At 56.0% G+C, this 17,798-nt stretch carries 18 protein-coding genes, 1 tRNA gene and 1 riboswitch; of the genes, 11 read left to right on the forward strand and 8 right to left on the reverse strand.

What is annotated here, in order from left to right; all coding sequences use genetic code 11:
* Positions 1-53: 53 nt before the first annotated feature.
* Positions 54-259, reverse strand: a riboswitch (cobalamin riboswitch).
* A 127-nt stretch (positions 260-386) separates the two neighbouring features.
* A complete protein-coding gene (locus ACR0BD_RS04815; RefSeq protein WP_480829164.1) occupies positions 387-1,361 on the forward strand; it encodes an NAD(P)-dependent oxidoreductase in 975 nt (324 codons plus the stop codon).
* Between the two features lie 43 nt (positions 1,362-1,404).
* On the opposite strand, the gene ACR0BD_RS04820 is transcribed toward ACR0BD_RS04815, so the two are convergent.
* A tRNA-Cys gene (locus ACR0BD_RS04820) sits at positions 1,405-1,478 on the reverse strand.
* A gap of 228 nt (positions 1,479-1,706) precedes the next feature.
* Here ACR0BD_RS04820 and ACR0BD_RS04825 point away from each other — a divergent pair.
* The 3 genes from ACR0BD_RS04825 (at position 1,707) to ACR0BD_RS04835 (ending at position 4,688) form a co-directional block, all read left to right on the forward strand.
* Positions 1,707-2,360, forward strand: coding sequence for a protein-L-isoaspartate O-methyltransferase family protein (locus ACR0BD_RS04825; protein ID WP_480829165.1), 654 nt, complete (start codon positions 1,707-1,709; stop codon positions 2,358-2,360).
* A 96-nt stretch (positions 2,361-2,456) separates the two neighbouring features.
* Positions 2,457-3,875, forward strand: coding sequence for a TolC family outer membrane protein (locus tag ACR0BD_RS04830; RefSeq protein WP_480694306.1), 1,419 nt, complete (start codon positions 2,457-2,459; stop codon positions 3,873-3,875).
* Between the two features lie 75 nt (positions 3,876-3,950).
* Entirely contained in the window at positions 3,951-4,688 is a 738-nt protein-coding gene (locus tag ACR0BD_RS04835; RefSeq protein WP_480829166.1) for a hypothetical protein, read from the forward strand.
* Positions 4,689-4,692: 4 nt separating this feature from the next.
* Here the strand turns inward: ACR0BD_RS04835 and ACR0BD_RS04840 are convergent, their stop codons facing one another.
* Complete coding sequence (locus tag ACR0BD_RS04840) at positions 4,693-6,150, reverse strand: cobyric acid synthase (RefSeq protein ID WP_480829168.1); 1,458 nt, start codon at positions 6,148-6,150, stop codon at positions 4,693-4,695.
* A gap of 60 nt (positions 6,151-6,210) precedes the next feature.
* Here ACR0BD_RS04840 and ACR0BD_RS04845 point away from each other — a divergent pair, with 60 nt between their 5' ends.
* Positions 6,211-6,780, forward strand: coding sequence for a cobalamin biosynthesis protein CobQ (locus ACR0BD_RS04845; protein ID WP_480694300.1), 570 nt, complete (start codon positions 6,211-6,213; stop codon positions 6,778-6,780).
* Between the two features lie 71 nt (positions 6,781-6,851).
* Here the strand turns inward: ACR0BD_RS04845 and ACR0BD_RS04850 are convergent, their stop codons facing one another.
* Entirely contained in the window at positions 6,852-7,172 is a 321-nt protein-coding gene (locus ACR0BD_RS04850) for a DUF6280 family protein (RefSeq protein WP_037310273.1), read from the reverse strand.
* Between the two features lie 218 nt (positions 7,173-7,390).
* On the opposite strand from ACR0BD_RS04850, the gene efp reads away from it, so the two are divergent.
* Complete coding sequence (efp, locus tag ACR0BD_RS04855) at positions 7,391-7,954, forward strand: elongation factor P (RefSeq protein WP_480427704.1); 564 nt, start codon at positions 7,391-7,393, stop codon at positions 7,952-7,954.
* Between the two features lie 56 nt (positions 7,955-8,010).
* Here efp and ACR0BD_RS04860 read toward each other — a convergent pair whose 3' ends face one another.
* Together ACR0BD_RS04860 and ygfZ are read right to left on the reverse strand one after the other, a co-directional pair.
* Complete coding sequence (locus ACR0BD_RS04860; RefSeq protein ID WP_480829169.1) at positions 8,011-8,955, reverse strand: ABC transporter transmembrane domain-containing protein; 945 nt, start codon at positions 8,953-8,955, stop codon at positions 8,011-8,013.
* A gap of 106 nt (positions 8,956-9,061) precedes the next feature.
* Complete coding sequence (gene ygfZ / locus ACR0BD_RS04865) at positions 9,062-9,799, reverse strand: CAF17-like 4Fe-4S cluster assembly/insertion protein YgfZ (protein ID WP_480829170.1); 738 nt, start codon at positions 9,797-9,799, stop codon at positions 9,062-9,064.
* 73 nt (positions 9,800-9,872) lie between these two features.
* On the opposite strand from ygfZ, the gene ACR0BD_RS04870 reads away from it, so the two are divergent.
* The gene (locus ACR0BD_RS04870) at positions 9,873-10,547 is read left to right on the forward strand and encodes a TIGR04283 family arsenosugar biosynthesis glycosyltransferase (protein WP_480829172.1); all 675 of its coding nucleotides are present in this window, start codon (positions 9,873-9,875) and stop codon (positions 10,545-10,547) included.
* A gap of 839 nt (positions 10,548-11,386) precedes the next feature.
* On the opposite strand, the gene ACR0BD_RS04875 is transcribed toward ACR0BD_RS04870, so the two are convergent.
* Positions 11,387-12,256, reverse strand: a complete 870-nt coding sequence (locus ACR0BD_RS04875) for a MurR/RpiR family transcriptional regulator (RefSeq protein ID WP_480829174.1) — start codon at positions 12,254-12,256, stop codon at positions 11,387-11,389.
* 153 nt (positions 12,257-12,409) lie between these two features.
* Between ACR0BD_RS04875 and ACR0BD_RS04880 the strand changes: the two genes are divergently transcribed.
* The 4 genes from ACR0BD_RS04880 to ACR0BD_RS04895 all read left to right on the forward strand — a co-directional run bounded on the left by ACR0BD_RS04880 (position 12,410) and on the right by ACR0BD_RS04895 (position 16,774).
* A complete protein-coding gene (locus tag ACR0BD_RS04880; protein ID WP_480829175.1) occupies positions 12,410-13,165 on the forward strand; it encodes an N-formylglutamate amidohydrolase in 756 nt (251 codons plus the stop codon).
* A 138-nt stretch (positions 13,166-13,303) separates the two neighbouring features.
* The gene (locus tag ACR0BD_RS04885) at positions 13,304-14,653 is read left to right on the forward strand and encodes a glutamine synthetase family protein (protein ID WP_480829178.1); all 1,350 of its coding nucleotides are present in this window, start codon (positions 13,304-13,306) and stop codon (positions 14,651-14,653) included.
* 146 nt (positions 14,654-14,799) lie between these two features.
* Entirely contained in the window at positions 14,800-15,945 is a 1,146-nt protein-coding gene (locus ACR0BD_RS04890) for an iron-containing alcohol dehydrogenase (RefSeq protein ID WP_480829180.1), read from the forward strand.
* Between the two features lie 58 nt (positions 15,946-16,003).
* Positions 16,004-16,774: an alpha/beta hydrolase gene (locus ACR0BD_RS04895; protein ID WP_480829182.1), complete on the forward strand. Its 771-nt coding sequence runs from the start codon at positions 16,004-16,006 to the stop codon at positions 16,772-16,774.
* Between the two features lie 12 nt (positions 16,775-16,786).
* Here the strand turns inward: ACR0BD_RS04895 and ACR0BD_RS04900 are convergent, their stop codons facing one another.
* Positions 16,787-17,068: a DUF1496 domain-containing protein gene (locus ACR0BD_RS04900; RefSeq protein WP_480829184.1), complete on the reverse strand. Its 282-nt coding sequence runs from the start codon at positions 17,066-17,068 to the stop codon at positions 16,787-16,789.
* A 242-nt stretch (positions 17,069-17,310) separates the two neighbouring features.
* Positions 17,311-17,781 carry a hypothetical protein gene (locus ACR0BD_RS04905; protein ID WP_480829186.1) on the reverse strand — a complete coding sequence of 157 codons (471 nt, stop codon included), beginning with the start codon at positions 17,779-17,781 and terminating at the stop codon, positions 17,311-17,313.
* Positions 17,782-17,798 lie beyond the last annotated feature (17 nt).

Genomic DNA, 17,798 nt, shown 5'->3' on the forward strand with positions numbered 1-17,798 from the left:
TCATGCGGGCCACGCGTTGCGACATGGACCCGACACCGGAACACCCCGTCCGGTTTCAACTTCGGCTGTTGGCAGGTCTCCCGGCTTGCGGATGTCAGAGGCCTGGCTCTGGCAGGTGTCCCGCCTTCCCGGCCATTCGGCCAGTGGCTTTGGGCACCCTCTCCGGTCACGGTCGCGGGGGCGGCTGCGTTTGACGGATAACCGCTGACGCATTCCCTTTTCATCTGCCGATGCAGACACCAACGGATGGGACATGCGGCACCGGCAGGTCGCTTGTCAAGCGCGTTACGCTGATCTGTTGGTGAGTGGGATGAAAAGCGACCTGTCGGCGTCGCTGGGCGGCATGATCTGGTCGGTTTCTCGTGCTGGCATGCCTATGAAATGCGATGACGGAGGCGCAGCGAATGAAGGTTGGATTTATCGGACTGGGGAATGTGGGGGGCAAGCTGTCGGGATCGTTGCTGCGCAATGGAATCGACTTGACCGTTCATGACCTGAATTCAGCGCTTGTCGAGGCGTTCGTCGCAAAAGGTGCCAAGCCAGCCGAAAGCCCTGCGCAGCTGATGCGGGATTGCGACGCAGTAATCACCTGTTTGCCGTCTCCTGCCGCCTCAGATGCCGTTATGCAAGAGATGTTGCCCGAAGTCGGCCCCGGGAAAATCTGGATGGAGATGTCGACGACCGACGAAGCAGAGGTCAAACGTCTTGGGTCCGAAGTGATCGCGCGCGGCGGTGCCGCAGTGGATTGCCCGGTTTCCGGCGGATGCCACCGAGCGGCGACGGGAAACATCTCGATCTTCGCCGGTTGCGATCGCGAGACCTTTGAAAGAATCCTGCCATTTCTGACCACGATGGGACGTCGCGTTTTGCACACGGGCGATCTGGGCTCAGCCTCGGTCCTGAAGGTGCTGACCAACTATCTGGCAACTGCAAACCTGATCACTTGCGCCGAGGCATTGGTCACCGCAAAGGCCGCCGGTATGGACCTGAACACCACGTATGAGGCAATCAAGATCTCATCGGGAACGTCATTTGTGCATGAAACGGAAAGCCAGGTCATTTTGAACGGGTCACGCGATATCTCATTCACAATGGATCTTGTGAAAAAAGATATCGGTCTCTTTCAGGAAGTAGCTGACCGTGCAGGTGTTCCCTTGGAAATAAACCCTGTCATGATCAATATTTTCGAGGACGGCATCGCCCGGTATGGCGAGCGCGAATTGTCTCCGAACATCATCCGCCGACTTGAGGACGCGACAGGATTGAACATCACAGCCCCCGGTTTCCCGCCCGAGATGGTGGACGACGAACCAGAAGAGGCAGGCTACGAAGTCATCCCAAGTGGACGTGGGGCCGAATGACGCAAGTGGAGCCACGATCCAGCGCTTTGAATTATCGGTGAAGTGGAGGCGAGTACCGGAATCGAACCGGTGTACACGGATTTGCAATCCGCTGCGTCACCACTCCGCCAACTCGCCTTTTCAAGTAAAATCAAATACTTGCCGTGGTGTAACAGGCGTTTTAGCAGCTTTCGTCTGGGGCGTCCAGAGGGTTGAGGGCAAATTTAGACGTATCCGAACACTCGGTGGCTGCGGCGCGTTGAAAAATCTTGTCCGTGCTTGATTAGTTTGATCGACAGGGGCGTTGCCGGTTTTGTCTGGATATGGCACAAGCCACACATCCTAGGGAACAGAACGAGCGACCCAATGACAGATTTCGCAGCCCGGCGCCGCACAATGGTTGATACCCAAATTCGCCCCTCTGACGTAACCAAATTCCCAATCATCGACGCGATGCTGACAGTCCGAAGAGAGAATTTTGTGCCGGACGCGCAGCGTGAAGCCGCCTATGTCGAAGGGCTAATCGAATTGGGGAACGGGCGCTGTATGCTAGAGCCGCGTACTCTGGCCAAGATGCTGGATAGCCTCAATATTTCCAACGATGAGGCCGTGTTGGATATCGCTCCCGCTATGGGTTATTCAACGGCTGTTGCCGCGCGTATGGCACAGTTGGTTGTTGCGGTCGAAGAAGACGAGGCGATGGCTGCCGAAGCACAGACCGTTCTGATGGAAGCGGATGCGGATAACGCGATTGTTCATTTGGGGCCGTTGGAGCAAGGTGCAGTCGAACATGGACCATATGATGTGATTTTGATTCAGGGTGGAGTCGAGCAGGTTCCAGCTGCTCTGACCGATCAGCTCAAGGATCACGGTCGGATTGCGTGTTTGTTTATGGACGGTGAGCTGGGAACTGTCCGGATTGGACACAAATCTGGCGCCCGCGTCACATGGCGGCACGCTTTTAACGCCAATGCGCCGGTTTTGAAGGCATTTTCCATGGATCGTGCATTTTCGCTATAATTTTGTGTAAGTTTATTCTGTCGCCTTGATTAGTTGAAAACAAACGCGCAAACTGTCGGCAGGGCAGCGTAATTTTTGATTTGAGAGGATTTCGTTATGAGTTCGAAGGCGGGAGGTAAGCTGGTCAAGGCGTTGGCGCTGACGGCTGGTGTTGCGCTTAGTGTTATACCCGGTCGTGCAGCTTGGGCTGATAATCTGACGGATGCACTGATAGGGGCCTACAATACCAGTGGCCTACTTGAACAGAACCGTGCGCTGCTGCGCGCGGCTGACGAAGACGTGGCAATCGCATTGGCCGCTTTGCGACCAATCATCAACTGGACGGCGCAGATTAGTCAGGATTACAACCGGTCTTCGGTGGATGACGTCGTCACACGGAATGAGCCGTCGACCTTCTTCACCGGCCTTGCGCTAAGTCAGTTGGTTTACGATGGTGGCTTCTCGGTTCTGGGTAAGCAGTCCGCGCAAGAGATCGTTCTGTCCACACGGCAGAACTTGATCGACATTGAACAGGCCGTTCTATTCCGGGCTGTAAACGCATATCTACAGGTGGTTCTGCAAGAAGAAACCGTTCAGATTCAGTTGAACGATGTGGAAGTGTCCGCCGAAGAACTTCGCGCATCACAAGACCGTTTCGACGTTGGCGAAGTGACACGAACAGACGTGGCCTTGTCCGAGGCACAGCTTGCGAGCGCGCAAGCGGAACTGGCGGTGGCACGTGGTAACCTGAGCACCGCTATTGCAGAATATGTAAATGCTGTCGGCAAGGAACCCGGTGCAACTGCGGGTCAGCCAAGCCTGCCAAACCTGCCAAACTCTGAGGCAGAAGCTATCGCTTTCGCGCAGCGCAACCACCCCGCTATCCTGTCCTCGCAGCACGAAGTTCGCGCTTTTGACATTGCTGTTCAGCAGCAGCGTGCAAACCTTGGGCCGAACGTAACTCTGAACGCTGACGCAGGTATTCAGGAGACGTTTGACAATGATGACAGTCTTGAAACCGCATCCATTTCGCTGAACTTCACTCAGCCGATTTACGCAGGTGGTGCGCTGGCTGCTCAGGTGCGTAGCGCAATGGCCACGCGCGATGCGTCGCGCGCAAACTTGTTGAATGTTGAAAAAGACATCCGACAGGGTGTTGCTGCAGCCTATGCGAATTTCCAGGCTGCATCGGCCAGTTTGCGGGCGTCGACCGAGCAGGTCCGAGCCTCACAGGTCGCCTTTGACGGTATCCGTGAAGAGGCAACGCTGGGCGCGCGGACGACGCTGGACGTGCTAAACGCGCAGCAAGACCTGTTGGACGCGCAGTTGGCCGAAGTTGGGTCGCGGACCGAACGTTCGATCGCAGCTTATGATCTGCTGCAGGCGCAGGGTCTTCTGACTGCCGAGCGTTTGGGCTTGGCTGTGCAAATCTATGATCCGACGCTCTACTATAACCTAGTCAAGAAGGCTCCGGCACAATTGAGTAAGCAGAGCAAGGATCTGGATCGCGTACTTAAAGCGTTGCGGCGTGAATAAACGCCGCGACTACGTGTTGTGAGGTTGAACGTCTTTGGCTACACTCTATCCTAAGGAAAGAGTGGTGTTCAAAAAATGACCGATAACGTTGTAAATGGAAAAGTAGAGGACGTCCTGTCCTCTATTAAGCGGTTGGTCAGTGAAGAAGGCCGCAAAATCCCTGATATTCAATCATCACTTGCACGCAGGCCGGGTCGGTTGGTTCTAACAGATGCGCTTCGTGTCAGTGAGGCTTCGAACACTCAGGACGAACCTGAAACTGAATCTTCGTCGGATCAAGTTGCTGATGCGTCTGTAAAGCCCATGCTTCTCAGGGCGAGTGACATTTCTCAGGAAAGCTCGCCGGCTGCAGAACAAAAAGATGAACCAGCCAAAAACAACCCTGTAGACAGTTTGAGTGCAAAGATCGAAGCACTAGAGGCTGCAATAGCCAAGACCGAAGACCAATGGGAACCCGACGGGGAGAGCGAGGACGCTTACTCAGGCACGACGACTCAGCCACTAGAGTGGAGTGACGAACCCGAAGCTGCGCCGGAGAACAACCCAGAGGCGACTGAAGAAGCTGAGGAACCTGTCCTTTCCGAAACCAAGGCGACCTTCATACGGGACCCTCAAGCAACGTCTCGCACGGCTGCTCCGGCTTCTGCGCCACGGGATGTGGAGACGCTGGATCAGGAAGCTTTGCGCGCACTGATTGCCAAGGTCGTGCGGGAAGAGCTGCAGGGCGTTCTTGGTGAGCGTATTACGCGGAACGTTCGAAAGATGGTGCGCCGCGAAATTCAGAAAGCCCTGGCTGAATACAAGGTCGAATAATCCGTTATCCTCGACTGGGTTTTTCTGCCAAATCCAACAAGCGATCCAAATCCATACTGCGCTCAAGATGCGTTGCAAGGGCATCCAGAGTATCTTCAACGCCATCCTCGTAGGCCAATTCGGACTTAACGCCCAATTCCGACAGGTAGAGGCCCCGGAAGGCGTCTGACGAGAATATACCGTGTAAGTAACTGCCCCGGATGCGCCCGGTTGGGTCAGTGGCACCTTCGGGCCGTCCCTCAATCTCAAGCCAGGCTCTGGTGCAATCGGGGCCCTCGGTGCGGCCCAAGTGGATTTCGTATCCTGAGACTGGTTCATTCCCCGGAAGGGCGCGAGCTGATCGCAGGGTGACCTGCTTTTGTCCGGCCATTACCGTATCGACATCCAGCAAACCCAACCCTTTTACAGTGCCGGGTCGACCGTCGACACCATCGGGATCTGCGATGCTGTTTCCTAACATCTGATACCCGCCGCATAGGCCCAGGACGTGCCCTCCACGGCGAACATGGGCATACAGGTCCACATCCCAGCCTTGAGCGCGAAAATAGGCCAGATCCCCAATCGTTGATTTGCTGCCGGGCAGTAAGACAAGATCCGCATCGCCGGGTAGAGGTCGTCCTGCTGGGACAATTTCAACCGTAACGCCGGGTTCGGCAGACAACGGGTCCAGATCGTCAAAGTTCGCCATCCGCTCCAGCTGAGGCACGACAACTTTGCAATCACCACCGTGATGGGATCGGATATCCATCATGTCTTCCGCCGGCAGTTTCCAGGCGTCCTGAAACCACGGCACAACGCCCAGACAAGGCCATCCAGTGCGGTTTGCGATGTCGTCTCTGCCGTCGTCGAACAAAGTCACATCGCCCTTAAAGCGATTCACGGCAAACCCTTTGATCATCGCCAAATCGCCCGGGTCCAGAACGGCCTGAGTGCCGACGATCTGCGCAATTACCCCGCCGCGGTGGATGTCGCCGACCAGAATGACGGGCACTCCCGCTGCACAGGCAAAACCCATATTGGCGATATCGCCCTTACGCAGATTGGTTTCGGCCGGGCTGCCGGCACCTTCGACAAGAACCAGATCCGCGTCATCGCAAAGACGATCAAAACTTTCTAGCGCGGCCCCTAGCAGCTTGGCCTTGTCCTTGCGGTAATCGCCGGCCTTCATCGTCCCTGCGCGGTGTCCCTGAACAATGATCTGTGCGCCGGTGTCTGTTTCGGGTTTGAGCAGGATGGGATTCATGTCTGTATGCGTCGGCCTCTTGGCTGCCCGCGCCTGCAGCGCCTGCGCGCGCCCGATCTCGCCCCCGTTTTCAGTTACGGCGGCATTGTTTGACATGTTCTGAGGCTTGAACGGCGCCACACGAAGACCGCGTCGCGTGTATGCGCGCGCCAGCCCGGCCACCAACACCGATTTCCCGACATTGCTGCCGGTACCTTGAATCATGATGGCGCGAACCATATCGAGTCTCCTATAACTGGCGGGCAGATGACCCGATTTGATGGCAGAGGGAAAGCCCCGATGAATACTCCAGCGCATCTTTTAATCGGGGCAGCCGCTTTCGCCCGCCCAGCTCATGGGCGCACGTTGCAAGCGGTGCTAATCGGATCGGTACTGCCAGACCTGTCGCTGTACCTGATGGCAGGCGTGTCCCTGTTCATACTGGGGATTCCGGAACAGGTTGTGTTTGGCCAACTCTACTATTCTTCGTCATGGCAGACCGTTTTTGCGATCGACAACTCCTTTCTGATCTGGGGGGCGGCATGGGGCATTGCGATGTGGCTGGGCGCGCGTCCTCTGATCTTGGGCGCGTCTGCGGGTTTGCTACACCTGTTGACTGACTTTCTGCTGCATGCAGGGGACGGCAGGCCTCAGTTCTGGCCCGTCAGTTCTTGGGTTTTTCATAGCCCGATCAGCTATTGGGACAGCACGCATCACGCGCAGTGGGTGGTCCCGTTCTCGATCATGGCATGTGCCATCGCCTATGGTGTCCTTTGGCGCAGAGGATTGAACGCCTCGACCAAAATGTTCTTTGGGACTTTGTTGGCAGCTGAAATATGGGTCGCCCGCCAATGGCTGCTGTTTTTCTAAGCTTACGTTTGCAAAAGAAAAGCGCGCTCTTGCTGGAAGAGCGCGCTTTTTCAATAAGATTGCAGCTCAGGTCAGGCGGCTTCGGCCTGCTGCGCTGCGTTACGGCGTTCGCTTTCTTCACGCGACAGAGCGACCGAAGTCCGCACTCCGCGACCAACGAATTCCATCAGGCCACTAACAACCCGTTCATTCGGGTCGATGCCTGCACAGGACAGTACCTCGCGACCATCGCGCGAGCGTGCCCAACGGGCAATCTGTTCGGGGCCGTTGCCGTACTTTTTGTCATCGGCAATGGCATCATCAAGTGCAGCCAACACAACGGCTGCGAAAAGTTTGCGCGCACGGTTGCCTTGCTCATTGTTAAAGGCGGTGCCGTCAACGAAATCTCTCATCTCGTCTTCCTTGTTGTTCTTGCTCTTGCATTTTCGGCGTGACGGTCCTTATGACCGATTAAGTGTGATTCGGATACACCTAATATGCATAGTTGCGTTGCGTCATTTGCATGGCTCGCTGCAACTGCAGCACAAGGTATCGTTGTCTTGCCAGGTGCAGCCACGCCAGATATAGGGACGACAACTGACGCATCAACCGTTTGTGAAGGATTTATGTCATGCCCAAGATAAATGGGAACGAAATTCGCCCCGGCAACGTGCTTGAGCATAATGACGGCCTGTGGGCGGCGGTCAAAGTTGATCATGTAAAGCCCGGAAAAGGCGGCGCATTTGCGCAGGTCGAACTGCGTAACCTGCGCAACGGCTCGAAGTTGAACGAGCGTTTCCGCTCGGCCGACAAAGTCGAACGCGTGCGGTTGGAGCAGAAAGATCAGCAGTTCCTTTACGAATCCGACGGTATGCTGGTGTTCATGGATTCCGAAACCTATGAGCAGATCGAACTGCCGTCTGATCTGCTGGGTGAACGTCGCCCGTTTCTGCAGGACGGCATGACAATCGTGGTCGAATTCTACGAATCTGAGGCACTGAACGCGACCCTGCCGCAAAAGGTGACGTGTAAGATTGTCGAGACTGAGCCGGTCGTCAAAGGTCAGACCGCTGCAAACTCGTTCAAACCGGCGATATTGGACAATGGGGTGAAGGTCATGGTGCCTCCGTTCATCGGCCAGGATGAGATGATCGTGGTGAACACCGAGACTATGGAATATTCCGAACGCGCGTAGTTTTGGCGGCGGAACCAAGAAAACCGGGCCGTGCAGTTTTTTACTGTGCGGCCCTTTTAGTTGTGGCGCTGTATTCGGCGGTATTTTTCCGGATTGGGCCCAAACAATTCCAGCATCAGCTCATATTTGATGCGATTGGCACTGACCTGACGGTAGAAGGCGATTAAAAAGGCGGTCGGGCCCTGAATCCGGCTGAGCCCACTGGTGGCCGCAACCACTGTGCCGACATCTGTCTTGCCTTGCAGAACCAACCAGCCACCCAGCATCAAAATGCCAACGGTTCCGGCGCCGTTGATCACGCTCAGCAGGAATTTGGCGGATAGTTTCCAAATGAACATTTTACGCCGGGTTTCGAAGATATCGTCAAATTGCGCCTCAACATCGCGCGAGATCTTGTCGATTTCTTCAGCGGTCAGTCGGTCGGTGGCACTGCGCAGGATGCGAACACGTTCGGCTACGAAGACGTTCACCTTGCGCTGTGAGAGCAGCACGATGAAGATTTGCGGAACAATCATGGAAAAGGCGATCAGGCCCAAACCAGGCTGAGTTGATGAAATATAGCCGATTACGCTGATCAACGTGCCAATTTGCACGACCGGATCCGAGAACGCGCCGCCTGCGAATTTGCCCAGTTCTTCTGCTTCGGCCGAAATGGCGGTTGTCATTGTGCCCTTGCGGACCGTTTCACCCGTGTCCCCGATATCCGCCGAGCGCACCAGCAGTCTTTGGCGGATCATGCGGATCATGTCCTCGCCCAGTGTACCCGCACGGTAGCCCAATACCCACTTCAAGCCCAAGCTGAGCAAGATCACAGCCATCATACCTGCGCCCAGCAGGATAAGCCGGTCTGGCTCAACGTTGCTTGCGGTCAGGTGATTGATGATGTCGCGCTGAAACTCAAGCGGAACGGCCGCTAGGGCGGCGACGGACAGCGACAGGGCAATAAGGATAATTTGGCGCCCGGCGCTTGCGCGCCAGATCGCTCTGTACAGCTTGAACATATTCGCACCTGTTTCAGTGACCTTGGAGTACTGTGACAGCGCTATGTGGCTGGTATCAATGTCACGCCAGACCAGATGATGTCAGCCGTGATGGCAGGGCAACAATCTAGCTGTCCAAGTGGACGGTTGCCGCGTCGGCCTGCATCTCTCCGGTCGCGCGATCTAGTCTGAGGTAAGCAATGCCCGCACCATCTGACTGCGTGAACAGGGTGCCAACAGGTTTACCGCCTGCTGTGATCGGGGTGCCGACCGGAGCGTTTCCGATGACGCGAACACGCCTTAACCCTTTGCGCAGTTCGGTCTTGTGCTTCATGCGCGCGGTCACTTCTTGACCGACATAACAGCCTTTCTTGAAATCGACACCGTTCAGGTCCTCGAACCCGGATTCGAGGATGTAGCTGTCGGGTGTCAGTTCAACGGCTGTCTCGGGAATACAGTGGCGCACCCGGATCGCATCCCAATCCGTACCATCATCTGCCGCATCATCCGCTGTATAAACGCGCCAGCCCATATTTGGGTGACGGGGGTCGGGCAGGGCACCCTGAGGCGCGCTGCCTGTGCCGCGTTGCAAGTTTAGCCCGCTGTCTGCAATAGAAACATCGGCGCGCAGCTTGTACATGGTCAGGCGTTTCACAAATCCATCCGCGATCTCTTCGGCAACGTCCAGCAAAACGCTATCGCCGTCCCGCTTAAGGAAAAAGTCGGCAAGATACTTGCCCTGAGGCGTCAACAGCGCCGCATAGACCAGCCCTTCTTCCAACCCAGAGATGTCATTGGTCACCAATCCCTGGAGGAAATTGTCTGTGTCCGCGCCACTTAGGCGCAAGATGCGGCGATTGGGCATGGCGATGTCCTCGTGCTTTCCCTCGGCCTCGTGATATAGGAGTTCGCGCCGACATGACCAGAGGCTAACCGACGTGCCCGCACCAATAAGTATTGTCATTCCGACCCTGAACGCAGCAGAAACGCTGCCTGCGACGCTGCAAGCGTTGATCGAGGGGCTGCACACCGGTCTGATCCGCGAGCTGATCGTGTCGGACGGAGGTTCCACGGACCAAACCCTTGAAATCGCAGATGAAGCCGGAGCGGAAATCGTAACCGGACCAGCGTCGCGCGGGGGGCAACTGCGAAGGGGATGCGCGGCTGCCAAAGGGGAATGGGTGCTGGTTCTGCATGCGGATACTGTTTTGCAGGAAGGCTGGAGCAAATTTGTGAGTGATCATTTGCCTACTGGGAACCCCGCCGCATTTCGGCTGGCGTTTCGGGCAGCAGGAATTGCGCCGGCATGGGTGGCTGGGTGGGCCAATCTGCGCAGCCGATTGTTCGGCCTGCCGTATGGTGATCAAGGGTTGCTGGTTCCACGCCGAACCTATCTTGAGGTGGACGGTTTCCCGGATCAACCATTGATGGAAGACGTCGCTTTGGTTCGACGCCTGAAAGGAATAACCTTGCTGCCTGTTCGCGCTTTTACGAGCGCGGACCGCTATGAGCGGGCGGGGTGGATACGTCGGGGTGCTCGGAACCTGTGGGTTCTGACGCGGTACTTTCTGGGCGCGGATCCCGAACGCCTTGCGCAGATGTATCGGCGCTGAACGCGGTGCGCAGCTCGACAATGGATTTGCCCAGTCGGAATGGTGCTGCAAAACTGACAAGGCAAAGAGCTATGATCTGTAGAACCAGAATATGCGCATTGGCCTGCAGGTATTCCCACTCATCCTTCAGCTTGCCGACCTGCTCGACCAGATCGTCATAGCTTTGGGCGAGGATCAGGTAATCACCGGCAATTGCAGGAACTTTGCGGCGCATATTGTCGATGGCAATCTGGGTTTTGTCGTCCAGCGTGGTGAAAACCAGAAACTGATCAATGCTGAACGCATCCGCTTTGGCGGCCATCGCGCGGGCGTCTTCCATATCGTCTTTTGCCTCGCGACCGAACAGGAAATGCAGACCCTGAAGCGGGGCAACTTCGTTCGTGACGGCAATGAATAGCGGCAAATCTGCGTTCGAAGCGGTCGAGGCCGACAGGAATTCGACCTTTTCGCACAGAACCCCGATATCATCATCATAAGCCGGGTCGCAAAAGCGCAACCGAAAGCGGGCGGCATCACGGTCAAAGGCCAATGTCGCTGCATAAGCCACGTCGATCTGGCGGTCTAACCGGGAACTGTCTGCGGTGTATAGCCCGGCCAGTATCGCCACAAGCGCACCAATGCCCCCCAGCACGACCCAGACAAGGTCGGCCAGTTTCCAGGCACGGTGCCCTGCCGGTTTGCGGAACAGGAAACCCGTTCCGATCAACCCGACCAGAAAGAACAACACCAGCAGCGGTAGTTGGTTATCAGCCACAAAACTCATGGGTACAAAGTGACGACGCGACCGTGAACTGGCAACACTCTTCACGGGCTCTTGTAGTTTATGGCAAAATCAAACGCTAAGAGCCTGAGCTTTGACCAAATTTTCGAAACAGCTTGGTCCGATCAAAGGCCTGTTCCAGTTCGTTAGTGCGATCTTTGACCGACTCCCACAGACGATCCTGAACTGCGGCGATCGTGCATTCCACCAAGGTCAGTATTGAAGCCATAGAATCCCATGCGGACGGCACCGCGATGCGGGCGGCGAACGTGTGTTTGGCGAACTTGTGAATGGGCGAGCGCCATTGATCTGTGAACAACGCGATCTGTGCCCCGCGCTCATGGCAGAGCTGGGCGATCAGTAGACTGGCGTTTTCATAGCGACGAACATCAAACGCAACTAATACGTCGTTTTCTCGGACATCCAGCAGGTCGTGCGTCCAAGAGGCTGCGACCGGTAGCAGCCGTATATCTGGTCGGATCATCTGTAAATGAAGGTATAGGTATTGCGCCAAGGTGCCGGTTATACGGCCTCCGGTTATGAAAATGCGGCGATTGGGGTCGGATACCAGGCTGCAAAAACGATCAAATTCCGCAGGGTCCACCTCGTCTATCGAACGTTTCTGGTTGTCCATAGACTGCTGAGAATACCGATTCAGGATATGTTCTTTCGGCAGGTCGTTTTGCCAGACGTCACGCTTGGCCACGGGCCCCGAGATCATTTCCTTGACCTCTGCTCGCAAGGCCGCCTGAAACTGAGGGTAGCCGTCAAAGCCGGTTTTTTGCAGCATTCTTGCGACGGTGGTTGTCGAGACCGAGGCCGCCTCGGCCAGTTCAGTGATGCTGCCCAACCCGGCCATGGGGTAGTCATCCAAAACCACGGCAACCAATTGGCGTTCAGACGGGGTCATCTCGTCCCGATACGCCAGAAGCCTGTCTGTTACCCGCACTGATGATCCTCCGGAATGCGCTTGGTTCGAACTGTGAAGATTTAACCATCATTATCAAGCATGGAAAAATCTGCACAGAAAAAATATTGACAGTCGCATGTGGGCTGTAGGATTTTTTACCAAATTTCATGATCGGATTCGTGGGGCAGAAATTTGGACTTTGGGGCAGTTGTTCATGTGGATGATGTATCAGGTGCACCAACCGTCATGTTGGTGTGCGAGCATGCCTCTCACCGTATTCCAGATTTTCTGGGGGATATGGGGCTTGGACCGGAAGCCTTGCACAGCCACATCGCCTGGGATCCCGGCGCGTTGGCAGTTGCGAGGCTAATAGCAAAACGGCTTTCGGCGCCCTTGGTGCATGGCGGCGTGTCTCGGCTGGTATACGATTGCAACCGCCCGCCCAAAGCAAATAGCGCAATGCCCTCTCGCAGTGAGGCCTACGATATTCCTGCAAACATTTCGATAACGCCCGATCAGCGTCAGTCTCGGGTCGACAGCATCTATAAGCCGTTTTGTGCGTCTCTGGAGGGTTTGATTGACCGCCATCGTGGTTCGCTGGAACTGATGGTAACGATCCACAGCTTCACCCCTGTCTACCACGGCAAAAGGCGCGCGGTTGAACTTGGTATTCTGCACGGACAAGACGCCCATTTCGCAAAGGCGATGATCGCGGGTAAAACCGCTGATGTTCCCTATGTGACTATGCTGAACGAACCTTATTCGGCGGCCGATGGGGTGGCCCATACCTTAGATGCGCGTGCGGTGCCGAATGGCCTGTTGAACGTGATGATCGAAATCCGCAACGACTTGATACGCACGTCCGAACAGCAGGTGGCCATTTCTGATTGCCTCGTGCCGTGGATTTCGCAAACGTTGGCGAGATTTGAAGCAGAGGCGCGGCAATGATCCTAATCGGAGCAACGTATAATCTTGGTCCCCGCAAGGGTGCGGGCATACACGAATTCATCTAGGCTTATACAAAGGCACATGGGGCAAACGAACAAAGGGTTTCACCTTTGATGTCCAACGGGGAATGAGGTTGATATGACACTCGATGAACTTAAGGCGCTGGTGTCTACCGGGGAAATCGACACGGTGTTGGTTTGCATGGTGGATATGCAGGGGCGTTTGATGGGAAAGCGGTTCCACGCAGGCCATTTCGTAGCTGGCGCGTGGAACGAAACACACTGCTGTAATTACCTTTTGGCCACCGACCTTGAGATGGGAACGCCCGATGGATACGCGGCTACCAGTTGGGAGCGGGGATACGGCGACTATATCATGAAACCCGATCTCAGCACCTTGCGCCCCGTGCCGTGGTTGGAAGGCACGGCCATGGTGATGTGTGACGTACTGGATCACCACACCCATCAGGATGTACCACACGCGCCGCGCTCGATCCTGAAAAGACAGGTCAAACGCTTAAAGGCTTTGGGCTACGACGCGATGTGTGCGACCGAACTGGAGTTCTTCCTGTTCGAAAAAAGTTTTGACCAGATCCGTAAGGAAGGCTTCCGCGATCTCGAACCGATCTCTGGCTATAACGAAGACTACCACATCCTGCAGACCACCAAGGAAGAGCATGTCATGCGCCCGATCCGCAATCATTTGTGGAACGCGGGCGTACCGGTTGAGAACTCGAAGGGTGAGGCTGAGACTGGTCAGGAAGAACTGAATATCAAATATGCATCTGCGATGGACACGGCCGAGTATCACTCGATCGCCAAAAACGCAGTGAAAGAGATCGCCTGGCAACATGGTCACGCCGCGACCTTCCTGCCGAAATGGCACCATGACAAGGTGGGCAGTTCTTCGCATGTGCACCAATCGCTATGGGCTGATGGTCAACCTGCGTTTTATGACGCTAAAGACGCGTTGGGCATGTCTGGGCTAATGAAAAACTACATGGCGGGTCTGTTGAAATATGCCGGAGACTACACGTATTTCATGGCGCCATACATCAACAGCTATAAGCGGTTCATGAAAGGGACTTTTGCACCGACGCGGATTATTTGGTCGGTCGACAACCGTACGGCAGGGTTCCGGCTGTGCGGCGACGGGACCAAAGCAGTACGCATTGAGTGTCGTATCCCCGGATCGGACATGAATCCTTATCTGGTCTTGGCCGGTATGCTGGCAGCTGGAATTGCGGGAATTCAAGAGGGGCTCGAACTTGAGCCGCCGACCAAGGGGGATGTCTATCAGGGCGACAGCGGCATGATCCCGGGTAACCTCCGGATGGCACGGGATACGCTGGATGCCTCGGCCATGTTACGAGAGGCAATGGGGGACGATGTGATTGATCACTATGTCCGTGCGGCCGAAGTTGAGATCGAAGAATTCGAACGCGTGGTAACCGATTGGGAAATTGCCCGCGGGTTCGAGCGCGCCTGAGGGTCACACTTGTTGCTTAGCGGTGGGACAATATCCAACGCAACAAGAGAAATAGTCAGAAACTAAGGGTGACCGATGCGGTGCGGTTCCGTGATGGGGCGCCAACTGGGACACCCGATATCCAAACACATGAAATAGGTGACAAGATGAACCTCGTTGGAAACTGGTCCTACCCGACCGCTATCAAGTTTGGCGCGGGCCGGATCAAGGAACTGCCTGAGGCCTGTTTGGCCGCCGGTATTAAACGCCCTCTGCTGGTGACCGACAATGGCCTGGCCGATCTGCCCATCACCAAAGCTACGCTGGATATTATGCAGGCGGCTGGGCTTGGTACGGGGTTGTTCAGTGATGTGGATCCTAACCCGAACGAAATAAACCTTGATGCTGGGGTGGCGGCCTACAATGCCGGTGGTCACGACGGGGTGATTGCGTTCGGCGGCGGCTCGGGGTTGGACCTGGGTAAGATGGTTGCGTTCATGGCCGGACAGACGCGCCCGGTCTGGGATTTCGAAGACATCGGCGACTGGTGGACCCGCGCTGATGCCGACGTGATTGCACCGATTATTGCGGTGCCGACCACTGCGGGAACGGGGTCCGAAGTGGGGCGCGCCAGCGTAATCACCAATTCGGAAACCCATGCGAAGAAGATCATCTTCCATCCAAAAGTGCTGCCGACGGTCGTGATCTGCGACCCGGAGCTGACGGTGGGTATGCCCAAGTTCATCACCGCAGGCACCGGTCTGGACGCCTTTGCCCATTGTGTCGAGGCGTTCAGCAGCCCGCATTACCACCCCATGTCGCAGGGCATCGCGCTGGAAGGGATGCGGCTGGTCAAGGATTACCTGCCGCGCGCCTACGCTGACGGCACCGACACCGAAGCGCGTGCCCAGATGATGAGCGCGGCAGCGATGGGCGCCACGGCGTTCCAAAAGGGCCTCGGCGCGATCCACGCGATGAGCCACCCGATTGGCGCGGTGTTCAACACCCATCACGGCACCACCAACGCGGTCTGCATGCCCACGGTTTTGGACTTCAACGCGCCTGCCATCGCCGACCGGTTCCAGCAGGCTGCGGCCTATCTGGGCATCGAAGGTGGCTTTGACGGCTTCCGCGCCTTTGTGCAGGAGTTCAACGACGCGCTGGGCATCCCACGCAAGCTGTCCGATCTGGGCGTGACCGAAGCGTCTATCCCCGAACTGGTCAAAGGCGCGATCATCGACCCGTCCTGTGGCGGCAACCCGATTGAACTGACCGAAGACAACCTGACGGCGCTGTTCAAAGCCGCGCTGTAACAGGCTTGCAGACCCGCTCCCTCACCTCGCATACTGCGCTGAGGTGAGGGAGATTTTCATGACCAAAGAGATTGTTCTGATCCACGGAGCCTTTGCCGGTCCGTGGTGTATGGAGGACTACGCGGGTTTCTTCCGCGCGCGCGGCTGGACGGTGCACACCCCCGCGCTGCGCTATCATGGTGGAGACCCAAAGGCCGAGCCCGATCCCGGCCTGACCGACACCAGCGTCATGGATTACGCCGATGACATTGCCGCGTTTGTGCAGGGGTTGGACTGCAAGCCCGTGCTGCTCGGCCATGCCATCGCAGGGGTGGTGGCGCAGCAGGTGGCGGCGCGCGGACTGGCAAGCGCGATCGTTCTGATTAACCCGAACGCGGCCTGGGGGACGTTGCCCGAAACCGACGACGAACGCGCCGTGCCGCGCGCTTTGATGGAGGGCGGAGCGTTTTGGAAACAGCCCATGCGCGTCGATTTTGACCTGATGGCCCCCTTTGCGCTGAACAAGATGCCCGAGGCACAGCAGCACGCGGTGTTCGACCAGCTTGGCCCAGAAAGCGGGCGGGTGATGTTCGAGATGTTCTTTTGGATGTTCGATGATCACCACGCAATGAAGGTGGATATCGACAAGGTCGACTGCCCGGTGCTGATCGTCTCCGGTACCGAGGACCGGGCCGTGAACCCCAACACCTGCCGCGCTCTGGCAAAGCTTTACGGAGACCGCGCGACGTTTCTACCGGTCGAAGGTCACGCGCATTTTCTGTTCATGGAGCCGGGGTGGGAGAGGCCAGCCGGACAGATCGCCGGCTGGCTGGATGATAATCTGGCCTAGACCGCCCGAGCGTCAGTTATTGGTGGAAAACGTGCTTTGAGGTTTCCACTTGAGGGGCCCGTCACCTTCACGATGACAGCGCAACAAGCGTTCCTGCACGGCGGTGGCCGTAGCTGTGACGGTGTTGTCGCCCACCAGCAGGACAAAGGCATCCTCGGAATAGGCCATACCTTTGTAATAGCAGAACTTATTCTCTGCCCCATCTGGGATCGGGGATGCAAGGCTGAGCGTTTGTTGCGCGGTTGCCTGACTGGCCAGCAGGGCCAGCGTCATTCCAAAGGCGAATGTCTTCATGTCGTCCTCCCGTTGAGAAATCTGTGGGTCAAATGGGTTTTGGACGCTCGGGAACCTCAAAAATCGTTCTTGAATGACGGGTTGAGGGTAAGTGTGAACGGGACCAACGGGTTAGGCAAGGGGTTTGACAGAGGGGCTTTTCAAACATCCAAGATTTGGGTGCGAAGCTTGCTGTGAATGAGGCAGGTGTTTACGCTCGTCAAGCATAGCGGGTTGCAGGTATTAGGGCGTAGACACCCACTCTACACTCGCTTTTTGGAAGGGATTACGATTTGAACTTCAACGAACTCTCCGTCCGCCGAAAAGCCTAAGACCAGTTCAAATTGTGAAACCAGATCAAATCCTGTCAAATTTCGTAACAATGATGGATGGACCTCTCGATACTGTTGCACCGTCCAAATGGCTGTCATTCTTGATATTGGTTGAGTTTCAAATTCTGGTACATATTTTTCACTCCAAAATCTTTTAACCTCACCTACTTTGAATTCGTGGTAGGCCAGCCATTCCTGAATCCTGTTGAATTTTCTTAAGCTTCGAAAAATACGGAACAAACAGACTTCAGCCGTACTTCCAGCACCAATACTATCCCAATCTATTTTAAGAAGGTTTACCCGTTGTTCGTGCTCGCCTCGTGTTGATAAGCAATCTCGAACATCCGGAAAATTCAGAATACCATTTCGATACTGCTTCCACCTATATCGTTGTTGATTCATCGGGAGACCCAAAAATA

The sequence above is a fragment of the Ruegeria sp. G5 genome, from assembly GCF_056533365.1.